The organism is bacterium (assembly GCA_023230585.1).
Classification (GTDB): domain Bacteria; phylum Ratteibacteria; class UBA8468; order B48-G9; family JAFGKM01; genus JALNXB01.
Map to the genome: position 1 here is coordinate 24,058 of JALNXB010000015.1, position 11,781 is coordinate 35,838.

At 35.4% G+C, this 11,781-nt stretch carries 11 protein-coding genes and 1 CRISPR repeat array; all 11 genes read left to right on the plus strand.

The annotated features are described in order from the left end of the window. The first annotated feature begins 253 nt into the window (after window positions 1-253). Window positions 254-835, plus strand: a complete 582-nt coding sequence (locus M0P98_04295; GenBank protein MCK9266089.1) for a hypothetical protein — start codon at window positions 254-256, stop codon at window positions 833-835. Then, on the plus strand, window positions 810-1,841 hold the full coding sequence (locus tag M0P98_04300; protein MCK9266090.1) for a hypothetical protein: 1,032 nt from the start codon (window positions 810-812) through the stop codon (window positions 1,839-1,841). Before M0P98_04295 ends, M0P98_04300 begins: the two co-directional genes overlap by 26 nt. A 376-nt stretch (window positions 1,842-2,217) precedes the next feature. Further along, the gene (locus M0P98_04305) at window positions 2,218-2,487 is read left to right on the plus strand and encodes an AbrB/MazE/SpoVT family DNA-binding domain-containing protein (protein MCK9266091.1); all 270 of its coding nucleotides are present in this window, start codon (window positions 2,218-2,220) and stop codon (window positions 2,485-2,487) included. Continuing rightward, entirely contained in the window at window positions 2,487-2,768 is a 282-nt protein-coding gene (locus tag M0P98_04310; GenBank protein ID MCK9266092.1) for a hypothetical protein, read from the plus strand. Before M0P98_04305 ends, M0P98_04310 begins: the two co-directional genes overlap by 1 nt. Window positions 2,769-2,942: 174 nt before the next feature. Next, window positions 2,943-5,267 (plus strand): CRISPR-associated helicase Cas3', encoded by a 2,325-nt coding sequence (gene cas3, locus M0P98_04315; GenBank protein MCK9266093.1) that lies wholly within the window; start codon window positions 2,943-2,945, stop codon window positions 5,265-5,267. A 19-nt stretch (window positions 5,268-5,286) separates the two neighbouring features. Next, window positions 5,287-6,021: a type I-C CRISPR-associated protein Cas5c gene (cas5c, locus tag M0P98_04320; protein ID MCK9266094.1), complete on the plus strand. Its 735-nt coding sequence runs from the start codon at window positions 5,287-5,289 to the stop codon at window positions 6,019-6,021. Beyond that, window positions 6,018-7,760: a type I-C CRISPR-associated protein Cas8c/Csd1 gene (gene cas8c, locus M0P98_04325; protein ID MCK9266095.1), complete on the plus strand. Its 1,743-nt coding sequence runs from the start codon at window positions 6,018-6,020 to the stop codon at window positions 7,758-7,760. The genes cas5c and cas8c overlap by 4 nt, the downstream gene beginning before the upstream one ends. A 19-nt stretch (window positions 7,761-7,779) precedes the next feature. Beyond that, window positions 7,780-8,694 (plus strand): type I-C CRISPR-associated protein Cas7/Csd2, encoded by a 915-nt coding sequence (gene cas7c, locus M0P98_04330; protein MCK9266096.1) that lies wholly within the window; start codon window positions 7,780-7,782, stop codon window positions 8,692-8,694. 32 nt (window positions 8,695-8,726) lie between these two features. Continuing rightward, window positions 8,727-9,371 (plus strand): CRISPR-associated protein Cas4, encoded by a 645-nt coding sequence (gene cas4, locus M0P98_04335; protein MCK9266097.1) that lies wholly within the window; start codon window positions 8,727-8,729, stop codon window positions 9,369-9,371. Beyond that, window positions 9,368-10,399, plus strand: a complete 1,032-nt coding sequence (gene cas1c / locus M0P98_04340) for a type I-C CRISPR-associated endonuclease Cas1c (protein ID MCK9266098.1) — start codon at window positions 9,368-9,370, stop codon at window positions 10,397-10,399. The genes cas4 and cas1c overlap by 4 nt, the downstream gene beginning before the upstream one ends. Window positions 10,400-10,411: 12 nt before the next feature. Further along, a complete protein-coding gene (gene cas2, locus M0P98_04345; protein ID MCK9266099.1) occupies window positions 10,412-10,702 on the plus strand; it encodes a CRISPR-associated endonuclease Cas2 in 291 nt (96 codons plus the stop codon). A gap of 183 nt (window positions 10,703-10,885) precedes the next feature. Next, window positions 10,886-11,780: a CRISPR direct-repeat array (repeat unit 31 nt; unit sequence GTCGCTCCCCGTGTGGGAGCGTGGGTTGAAA). The last annotated feature ends 1 nt before the right edge of the window (window position 11,781 follow it).

Here is an 11,781-nt window from a genome sequence, read left to right on the forward strand (position 1 = left end):
AAGCACAACATAAAAGACGAGATTTCGGAACAAGTCCCTCGGGAGTACTCGGGATAAATCCGGAATGGTAAAATAGAGTATTTTCCCCCTATATATTTCTTGGCAAATGGTAGTTTGTAAGATGATTATGCTACTTCATAATTTGCCCATACAAATATATTGAAAGACCTCAGTATTAAATCTTTAAAAATATTACAATATATGGTATAATATATGTTAAACCACTTATAATAAGGGGAATAACTTATAATATATGTTAAATAAAGAAAAATTAAACGAAGTTTTCATGCTTTTAAATAATCGGCTTGAGTTAGCTGATGCTGAGCCTATAAGTATAGTAATTTGCGGAGGTTCTGCCTTAATCTTTATTGATGCTGTTCAAAGAATAACAAGGGATGTGGATATATTAGGCATTATAGAAGGTAAAAAGATTATTGATCCAGATCCAATGCCTTCACATCTCAAAGAGGCAGCTTCACAGATAGCGGCAGATCTGGGAATAGATGAAAATTGGTTAAATACTGCTCCTAAAGATATACTAAAATACGGATTGCCAAAAGGTTGTATAAATCGTTTACGGGAAAAAAAATATGGCAGAATGTTAACAGTATATTTTGTTAGTAGATTTGATCAGATACATTTCAAGGTATATGCATCGGTAGATTCAGGACCTGGACGACACGTTGAAGATTTGCTTGCTCTCAAACCTACAGAAGAGGAAATAGAAAAAGCGGCAAGGTGGGCAATGACACACGATACATCAGAAAATTTTAAAATATTGTTACAAGATATGCTTAGGAAATTAAAATATGAAAGAGTTGCTGAAAGAATTTAGAGATAGTTATTTAGAGCTTTTGTTATCTTTTGTCTGGAAGCAGTGGTTTTCTCTGGGAGTTGCTGGTTATAGTTGCAACGATGACAACTGGTATATTGACCCTGAAGCTTTATTAATCTTCAGTTTACATATAGGAAGATATGAAGCAAGGTTGTTTGATGAAATTTTGAATTGGTTAAGCACTAATGGACATCTTATAAACATTCAAAGGTTGAAGACAATATTAAAAAAAGAGAGATTTTTGGGTAGTAGAGTAATCCCTGTGGTAGCCGAGATTCTGGCTGAAAAAACAAAAGGTAAAAAATGGAAATATTTTATTGAAAGTTTTCCTGTGCAAAATACATGTGAAAACCTTTTTTTACAGAAGAACGGACAACCGATTGAAATGTTTGGAGAACCAGAACCCATTTTTCAAAAATATGGCTTTTCCCGGGGAAAAATCCAATTTAGAACGCATACCCAACCTGTTCGCATAATAAAAAACACTGGTTTACTATTCAAGTTGAGAGGATTATTTGGTATAAACGCTCGGTCAGAGATTTTTCTTTATTTGTTAGTTAATGAAAGCGGGCACCCCAGCTTGATTGCCAGAGAAATCTATTATGCCCAAAAGACCGTACAGGATATACTTGTAGAAATGACTAATTCAGATATCACTCATATAATGTCCGTAGGCAGAGAAAAACATTATCACTTAAAAAAAGATGAATGGCTAAATATTCTTACTTATGGGAATAAAAATATTCTTTGGGTTAATTGGCCACGTTTTTTTAATGCCCTTGAAAATATCTGGATAAAACTGGATGAGAAAAAATTTCATACATTGGACTCGTTAACCCAATCCTCAGAGTTGAGAATTCTTATGAAGTCAGCTAAAAAACAGATTGAATCATCTGGATTTGGAGGGACCCTCTCTAATGAATCTCTTTATTTAGGTACAGAATATATTGAAGTATTTATTTCAGATATCAAAAACTTGTTGAGAAAAAACGAAAAAGCCCACTAATGATAGATTCTTAACTCGTTTCATAATCTCTTTTTTCCCCTTCCCCCCGCCTACACTCTCCTTTTGGGAGATGCAATCCACCTACATTCTCCTCTCCCCAAGGGGATAGGAGAGTGAAGGTGAGGGGGGGGGGTCTTTGCCATTCCGGCCTTGATCCGGAATCTCGCTTTTTCTCTCCCCCTGTATTGACATCCTATACATAAAATATTACAATAATAATACAATATAGTAATACAGTAATACGTTAGGTTCTGGTTGTGTCAAAAAAGAGATGAAATAAAGTTTCATTATTGTTTTCTCCTTCCCTTTTGTCTTTGCGAGTCTTTCTTAACGTGGCAATCTCGCCTTTAGGCGGAAAAAAAGGTGAGGGGGGATAATGATAAAAGGAGGATATATGGGAATAGTTAAAATAAGAGAAAAATATCAAGTAACAATACCCGAAGACGTCAGAACTAAAATTGCTTGCGAGGTGGGCGAGTACGTTAAAGTTGAAGCTCAGGGCTCAAAGATTGTTATTACACCTTTGGTTGTAGAAGAAAAATTTTCCAAACAAGATATAACCGATTTAGAAAAGGTGTTAAAAAAACAAGCAAAAGGTAAGGAAATGAAGTCAGAAGAATATAAAAAACGGCTAAAAACACTATAATGAGATACATAGAATTAAACTCTTTTGAAAAGAGTTTTAAGAAACTACCTGAAAAAGAAAAAAAACAGGTTAAAAAAGCCCTTTTACAGTTAGTAGATGCTTTTGAAAAACAATTAATTCCATCTGGAATGGGCTTAAAAAAACTTACAAATTCTTTATGGGAACTGAGAGTTGGTTTAAAACTTAGGGTAATATTTATTTTGAAACAGGATATAGTAGAACTGGGTTTTGTAGGCACCCATAAAGATATACTTAAATTCATAAAAGGCAGCAAAAGATGAGATTGTTTAAAAGCGTTTTTTTGTTAAATGTTTTCTAATCTCTTATCAATTTTGAAAACTAACCATTAACTATAAATTTTTATTATAGGACAATATGAAACAATGTGGTAAACTGTATTATAAAGATATCTTTTAATATAGAGGGATACAAAAAAGTGAATTCTTTAAATTTAAATGAAAAAAGAAAACTTTTGCGAATATTATGCCCATAGTTTGAAAAATCAACCATCTAAAGAATGGCATAAACTTGATGAACATTTGAAAAGTGTTGCTAAAAAAGCTGAAGAGTTTGCTAATTTTTTCAGTTCAGGCGATTGGGCATATTTAGCTGGGTTGTGGCACGATTTAGGTAAGTACCTCACTGAATGGCAAGATTATTTAAAGAGGGCTACTTCTCAAGAAGATATTGTTAGACCATCAGTAAATCACAGCACTGTCGGTGCTGTTGTATCTTTGAGCAAATTTAAGCAATTTCCAGCCGGTAAAATATTGTCTTATATTGTAGCAGGTCACCACACAGGTCTTCCCGATTGGTATCAAGATGTTTCAGGCAGAGGTCTTGTTAATAGAGTTTTTCAAAATAATACTCTTGACCTAAGAGAACTACAACAGATAGAAAAAATATCAGAAGTAAAAGAAAAAATAGAAGTTTCTCTCCCACAGTCAGCCCCACTTAAAATCTCAAATCAAGAAGAACGTAATGGTTATAGCGAACACTTCCATTTATGGATACGTATGCTTTTTTCCTGTCTTGTTGATGCCGATTTTCTTGATACAGAATCTTTTATGTCTCCTCAACAGGCACAAGAGAGAGGGCACTATCCTTCATTAAAGGAACTATCTGATAGATTTAACAGTTTTATGGAGAGAAAATTAAAAAATGTCCTTGATACCCCTATAAACCGTAGTCGGAAAAATATTTATAATCAGTGCAAAGAGAAAGGAAACTTACCGTCCGGTATATACTCCCTAACTGTTCCGACAGGAGGAGGGAAAACATTATCTTCTATGGCATTCGCTCTTACTCACGCCATTAAATACAAGAAAAAACGTATAATTGTTGCTATCCCCTATACAAGCATTATTGAGCAGAACGCAAAAGTTTATAAATATGGTACTGATGACGAAAAAGAGATAAAAGAAGCTAAAAAACAGAAAAACTTTTTATTTGGCGAAGATGCTGTTTTAGAGCACCATAGCAACATAGATCCAGACAAAGAAACTTATCAAAATAAATTGGCTATGGAAAATTGGGACGCACCTATTATTGTTACAACAAATGTTCAATTATTTGAATCTTTGCTTGCCAGCAAGACGTCTTTATGCAGAAAACTTCATAATATTTCAAATAGTGTTATTATCCTTGATGAAGCCCAAATGCTTCCACCTGAATATCTCAAACCCATACTATCTGTTTTGCAGGGATTGGTCAACCATTTTGGAGTTACCCTTATAATTTGCACAGCTACGCAGCCCGTATTTGTTGGGAATATAGGGAGGAGGCAGGCACGCTTTGAAGGATTAAAAGATGTTAAAGAAATAATGGAAAACCACAATGAATTAGACGAAGTTTTTCATAGAGTAAAAATTTCTATTCCTGATGATTTAACAGAACGTAAAGAATGGAAAGATATAGCAGAAGAACTTACAGAATATAAACAGGTTCTTTGTGTTGTCAACACTCGACAAGATTGCGGAGATTTACATTCTTTAATGCCTATAGAAACGGTACATCTATCGGCAAATATGTGTGGTGAAGAGCGGAGTGAAGTTATCTTTGATGTTAAAAGCAGATTGAAAGAGGGTAAAGAAATCAGAGTAATCAGTACTCAACTTGTGGAAGCAGGGGTAGATATAGATTTTCCTGTTGTATATAGAGCGTTAACAGGAATAGATTCTATTGCTCAATCTGCAGGAAGGTGTAATAGAGAAGGAAAACTCAACCTTAAAAACCAATTAGGGCAAGTGCTCGTTTTCCAGCCACCAAAATCTTCTCCTGTTGGCTTGCTCAGGAAAGGAGAAGATGCTACAAAAAGTGTTTTTAATATGGGATTAGAAAATTGGAATACTGAATTATACTCTAAATATTTTAAGTTCTTTTATTCAAGTATCAATAATTTTGATAAACCAAAATTTTATGACCGGCTTATACGTGAAAATAACGAATTTAATTTTCAATTCCGAACTTTTGCTCAAGATGTTAAATTGATAGATGATACAACTCATAAAGGAATTATTGTCTGGTATAAAGGAAGAGAGAGGGGTAGTTTTGAGTTGATAGAATATTTGGGAAAAAACGGTCCCAACTTTAAACTGATAAGACAATTACAGAGATTTGTTGTAAACGTGCCATTAAGACTTTTTGATCAACTGGCAAGAGAAGAATATATTGAAGAAATTCACGGTTATTGGGTTCAAAAATGCGATGGTCTTTATAAACCGGGCATAGGATTACTAAGTGATACCACTAAATGGAATAAAGAGTTGTTTATAGTATAAGAATAAAATGGAGGTGGGTATGAATAAAAATTTTTATAACAAAACTTTTACTTTAGAAATATGGGGAGATTATGCATGTTTTACTCGACCCGAAATGAAAGTGGAGCGAGTAAGTTATGATATTATTACCCCATCAGCAGCTCGTGCTATTTTTGAGGCGATTTTTTGGAAACCGGCTATCAGGTGGAATATAAAAAAAATTGAAGTTTTAGCTCCCATTAAATGGATTTCCGTAAAACGTAATGAGGTTGGTGCACTTATGAGCACTAATTCTAAAGGAATTTTTATAGAAGATAATAGACAACAAAAATCTGGGCTTTTTTTACGAGATGTTAAATATAAAATTTATGCTGAATTGGAGTTTATTCCAGTTGTTCAAAGACCTGAAGTAAAAAATCCTGTGCCTTCCTACTTATCTGATGCTGAAGCAAAAAATGGAAATGAAACCAATGAACCAAGAAAGGATGAAAATCCGGGGAAATATAATGCCATATTTGAAAGACGAGCAAAAAGAGGACAATGTTTTAATCGTCCATATTTGGGATGCAGAGAATTTTCTTGTATGTTTAGGTTAATTGATGAAAATGAAGAAGCAAAAACTCAACCTATAAATGAAACACGTGATTTAGGGTTTATGCTATATGATATTGATTTTACTAATAAAAATTCTCCTAATATACTGTTTTACAGAGCAAAAATGGAAAACGGAGTAATTGTTGTTCCTGATAGGGATAGCAAGGAGGTGTTAAAATGATTTTACAATCTTTATATGACTATTACCAACGTAATAAAGATAATTTGCCCACAGAAGGTTTTCAATTTCAAGAAATAAAATTTGTAATTGAAATTGATAAAGAAGGTAACTTTCTTAATTTGAGAGATACCAGAGAAGGTAAAAAAGGAACTATCTATATTTTGCCTATAAAAGAAATTCGAACTAGTTCTATGAAGACAAATCTGCTGTGGGACCATTATGGCTATATATTAGCTCACCCAAAAGATTCTTCCGAAAAAATGATTGAAATGGCAAAAAAGCAACAAAAAACCTTTATAGATAGAATAAAAAACCTCCCTGACAATATTAAAAAAGATGAAGGAGTTAATGCAGTAATACTTTTTTTTGAAAAAGGAAATTGGGAGGAGGTTAAAAACCACTCAAATTGGGAAGATTGTGCAAAAAACAAGGGCTGTAATTTATCTTTTCAACTTCTTGGAGATCATTGTCTTATACCTGAAAGAGAAACTATAAAAAATTATCAAATATCTATAGTTAATAAAGAACCAGAAACTGACGAGGAGGCAACCTCTTCGGCCATCTGTTTAATTACAGGAAATTTCGGTCCTGTAAAACGACTACATACTCCAACGCCTATAATGGGCTCAAAAAGCAATGCAATACTTGTTGGGTGCCAGCTGGATTCTGGTTTTGACTCATATTGTAAAAAACAAGCATTTAATGCCCCTGTTAGTTCTGAAGCAGAATTTGCATATACTACTGCTTTAAAATACCTTCTTAAATCAGAGCAGAACCGAATATTTATTGGTGATACAACCGTAATTTTTTGGGCACAAAAGAGATCAACTATAGAATTTGATTTGGAAGAAAATTTTAAATGGTATTTAACATCTGATAAAGATGACACAGAAAGAGGTGTAAATGCAGTAAAAAATCTTTATAAATCTATTGATACAGGGAATATATATCAAGAAGATGATAATCGTTTTTTTCTTTTAGGTCTTACGCCAAATTCTGCTCGTATAACAGTTAGATTTTGGAAGACAGGCACAGTTGCTTTTTTTGCAGAAAACATTAAACAACATTTTGATGATTTTCAAATAATACACGGTCCAGAAGAGTATGAGTATTTAGCTTTAGGACAAATTTTAAGAGCAACAGCTCTTGAAAATAAAATGGAAAAGGTTCCATCCAATCTTTCTACTTCTGTTCTTGAAAGTATTCTTGAGGGCATTCCTTATCCTGAAACATTGCTCCATCAGTGTATTCGTCGCATTCGTGCTGAACAGAAAATTACACGAACTCGTGCAGCTATTCTCAAAGCGTATATTAACAGATTTAATAGGTTCTATAAAAATCCTAAAAAGGAGGTGCTTGAAATGCTTGATGTTGAAAATAAAGAAGTTGGGTATTTGCTCGGACGACTTTTTGCTGTTCTTGAAAGAATACAGATACAATCAGTAAGTAGGGGAAGCAAGTTAAATAAAACAATAAGAGATAGATTTTGGGGAGTATACTCCACCTCTCCTAGAACAGTAATGCCTATGCTTCTTAGATTAAAAAATCATCATATAGGTAAACTTGAAGAAGGGAGTGAAAACTATTTTGAGAGTTTGATAGCAGGTATTATGGAAGGTTTTGAACCTAATAAAATACCTGCTCATCTTACTTTGGAACAACAGTCGTATCTGGCTGTGGGATATTATCATCAAAGGCAGTATTTTTATAAAAAGAAAGAGATAAAGAAAGAAGATTAACATTGTAAAGGAGAATGTTATGAATAAAAACATAGATAAAAGATATGATTTTGTATTATTTTTCGATGTTCAAGACGGAAACCCTAATGGGGACCCTGATGCCGGTAACCTGCCAAGAATTGATGCCGAAACTGGTAATGGGCTTGTTACTGACGTATGCCTTAAACGGAAGATTAGAAATTATATACAATTAACCCAAATGAGCCCTGACGGAAATCTCAAAGAAGGTTATGATATTTTTATTAAAGAAAAAGTGATTTTGAATAACTTGATTTCTCAAACATACGAAAAACTTGGTATAAACCTTGATGAAAAACCTGCCGACGAGAAAGATGGAAAAACACGGACTAAAAAAGGTGAAGCTCAAAAAGGCGAAATAGATAAAGGGCGAAATAAAATGTGTTCAGATTTTTACGATATTAGAACTTTTGGAGCCGTTTTAACAACAGGTGCAAATGCTGGGCAAGTGCGAGGTCCTGTTCAAATGACTTTTGCACGTTCTGTTGATCCGGTTGTTGCTTTAGAACATAGTATAACAAGGATAGCAAAAACTACTGATGAGAGAGGTGAAACGGGTGGCTCTGAAATGGGCAGAAAATATACTGTGCCTTATGGTTTGTATAAAGCTTATGGTTTTATTTCTGCTCATCTTGCAGCTCAGACAGGTTTTAACCAAGAAGACCTTGATCTTTTCTGGGAAGCTCTCCAAAAAATGTTTGATCATGACCATTCAGCAGCACGCGGCCTTATGAGCACTCGGGGATTAATCATTTTTGAGCATAAAACACCTTTAGGGTCAGAGAATGCAGTTGATCTATTTGAAAGAGTAAGTGTAGAACGGGCTTCTGAAGGAGTTGCAAGAAGTTTCTCTGATTATAATATACTGCTGGATGATAATATTGTTAAGGAAGTACCTAAAATAGTAAAGGTTTAAGAGGTTTACTTTAAAGATTAAAGGGTAAATCAGTGTTTAAAGAAGAAGAATTTATACAGCTATCGTCTTTACAGCATTTTATTTTTTGTCAAAGACAGTGTGCTTTAATTCATATTGAACAGATGTGGGTTGAAAATATTTTTACAGCAGAAGGAAGAGTTATGCACACCAATGTTCATAAGGGAAATATAAAAAATATAAAGAATAGTAGAATAGAAACAGGAGTTATGCTACATTCTTTTGGAGTTGGTTTAGTTGGCAAAGCAGATGTTGTTGAATTTTACAAAAGAGTAGGTGAATCATACTGGATACCATTTCCTGTAGAATATAAACGAGGTAAACCCAAACAGAATAACTGTGATAAGGTTCAACTTTGTGCTCAAGCTCTCTGTCTTGAAGAAATGCTTAAAATAAAAGTTGAGCGTGGTGCTTTATTTTATGGTAGGACAAGACGTAGATTGGATGTAGTTTTTGATAATGTTTTACGTAACGAAACTAAAGAAATAATCAGGCAAGTTAGAATTTTTATTGAAAAAGGAAAAACTCCGGCTCCTGTTTACACTTCTAAATGTAAAACTTGCTCTTTTTATGAGGAATGTTTACCAAAACTAATAAGTCGCAAGGTTTCTGTAAAGAGATTTTTAAAAGAAGAAATAGAAGGGATAATAAACCAGTGAAAAAATACCTAAATACTTTATTTGTTACTACGCAAAGAGCGTATCTTTCTAAAGAAGGAGAAACAGTTGTTGTTTCAGTAGAGAGAGAAAAACTTTTACAACTACCTATTCATACGATTAATGGTATTGTGTGTTTTGGACAAGTATCTATGAGCCCGTTTCTTATGGGATTTTGTGCTGAAAAACAGGTATCAGTAAGTTTTCTTACGGAGTATGGTAAATTTTTAGCAAATGTTCAAGGGAAAATATCTGGAAATGTTTTGCTTAGGCGGGAACAATATCGTAGAGCAGATGATGCAGGGTTTTCTTTAGAAATATCTAAAGCAATTATTTTAGGAAAAATCTCTAATTGTAGAACAGTACTACAGAGAGCGTTAAGGGACCATAAAGATAAAATAAATGTTGAAGAAGTAACCAAAGCCTCGAAAAAACTTGTAAGCTCTTTAAGGCAAGCGGAAGAAGCGGATTTATTAGATAAACTTAGAGGTATTGAAGGAGAAGCTGCCAATGCCTATTTTAAGGTTTTTGACCATCTTATAGTATCACAAAAAAAAGATTTTAAATTTGTAGGCAGAACAAGACGTCCGCCTCTTGACAAGGTAAACTGCCTCTTGTCTTTTATGTATACTTTGATGATGCACGATGTTCGTTCTGCACTCGAAAGCGTTGGATTAGATTCTTGTGTTGGTTTTTTGCATAAAGATAGACCAGGTCGAGCAGGGCTAGCTTTAGATATAATGGAAGAGTTTAGACCTTTTTTATCAGATAGAATTTCTCTTTCGCTTATAAATCTTGGACAAGTTCAGAATAAAGGTTTCATCAAAACGGGTTCTGGAGCTGTGGTGATGGATGATAATACACGTAAAGAAGTTTTACTGGCTTATCAAAAGAGGAAACAAGAAGAGATTATACATCCTTATTTGCAAGAAAGTGTTAAAATCGGGCTGTTGTTTTACATACAGGCATTGCTTTTATCAAGACAACTGCGAGGAGATATTGATGGGTATCCTGTTTTTCTTTGGAAATAGGAGGACGTTAAAGTGTTCGTTGTAGTTAGTTATGATGTCAAAACAGAAAACATTGCAGGCAAGCGTCGTTTAAGACGAGTGGCAAAAGTTTGTAAAGATTATGGACAGAGAGTTCAGTTTTCTGTTTTTGAGTGCATTGTTTCTCCCGATGAATGGGTTCTTTTAAAATCAAAATTGCTTGCTGAAATAAAACCTGAAGAAGATAGTTTAAGATTCTATTTTCTTGGTTCAAATTGGAAACAACGTGTAGAGCATGTAGGGGCTAAAAAAACAGTTGATTTAGAAGGGCCACTAATAATTTAAATATATATGCGAACTACAAGTGGAGGCGAAAACATTGGAAGGATCGCAATTCTTGAAAACAGTTGAAATTAAAAGGATTAATGAAAAGTTGAAGGATTATTCTTTAAAAATAAGAGTGCAAGATTATATCTTCGCACAAAGCAAGTTGGAAACGCTTGTTAATAAAGAGAAGTAGAGTTAGGAGTCGCTCCCCGTGTGGGAGCGTGGGTTGAAACCTATTTCCGCTTTTAAAGTTGCCTGCTTTTGAGTGTCGCTCCCCGTGTGGGAGCGTGGGTTGAAACAAGTTGGGAAGATAGTGGGTATGACGAAGCAATGGTCGCTCCCCGTGTGGGAGCGTGGGTTGAAACGTTTGTAACTCCGCTTAGAACGTGGTTGAAGAAGAGTCGCTCCCCGTGTGGGAGCGTGGGTTGAAACGGTTAATGTGCTGATTGTTGGGCTTGTTTTGTTAGTCGCTCCCCGTGTGGGAGCGTGGGTTGAAACTGCCTTTCCGTCTTGTCAGATATACTGCTATCAATAGTCGCTCCCCGTGTGGGAGCGTGGGTTGAAACTATAAAAATGCAAGAGATAGCTCTGAAGCGCTGCGTCGCTCCCCGTGTGGGAGCGTGGGTTGAAACAGTCGCACAATTTCCTGATACGCGACTTCTTCCTTGTCGCTCCCCGTGTGGGAGCGTGGGTTGAAACTTTCCAAATGTCGTCTGCCTCTATGTAAGGAATAGTCGCTCCCCGTGTGGGAGCGTGGGTTGAAACTTGAATATCTTGAATATGGTCTGACTGGTCGCTAGTCGCTCCCCGTGTGGGAGCGTGGGTTGAAACATGTGTCGGTAACCCCTGTCCTATGCTGCCTTCAGTCGCTCCCCGTGTGGGAGCGTGGGTTGAAACGAAGGTTAATGACCCTATCTCAAAATCGTTCTTGAGTCGCTCCCCGTGTGGGAGCGTGGGTTGAAACGTTAGGGGCGACGGCTGGACGCCGAGCGTAAAATGTCGCTCCCCGTGTGGGAGCGTGGGTTGAAACTATTAACGAGTTAATGTATAGACAGATATTAGGGAGTCGCTCCCCGTGTGGGAGCGTGGGTTGAAAC

Coding starts and splice junctions, on each gene's coding strand:
- M0P98_04305 (MCK9266091.1), top strand. CDS start 2,218: ATGATAAAAGGAGGATATATGGGAATAGTTAAAATAAGAGAAAAATAT.
- M0P98_04295 (MCK9266089.1), top strand. CDS start 254: ATGTTAAATAAAGAAAAATTAAACGAAGTTTTCATGCTTTTAAATAAT.
- cas8c (MCK9266095.1), top strand. CDS start 6,018: ATGATTTTACAATCTTTATATGACTATTACCAACGTAATAAAGATAAT.
- cas5c (MCK9266094.1), top strand. CDS start 5,287: ATGAATAAAAATTTTTATAACAAAACTTTTACTTTAGAAATATGGGGA.
- cas7c (MCK9266096.1), top strand. CDS start 7,780: ATGAATAAAAACATAGATAAAAGATATGATTTTGTATTATTTTTCGAT.
- M0P98_04300 (MCK9266090.1), top strand. CDS start 810: ATGAAAGAGTTGCTGAAAGAATTTAGAGATAGTTATTTAGAGCTTTTG.
- M0P98_04310 (MCK9266092.1), top strand. CDS start 2,487: ATGAGATACATAGAATTAAACTCTTTTGAAAAGAGTTTTAAGAAACTA.
- cas3 (MCK9266093.1), top strand. CDS start 2,943: ATGAAAAAAGAAAACTTTTGCGAATATTATGCCCATAGTTTGAAAAAT.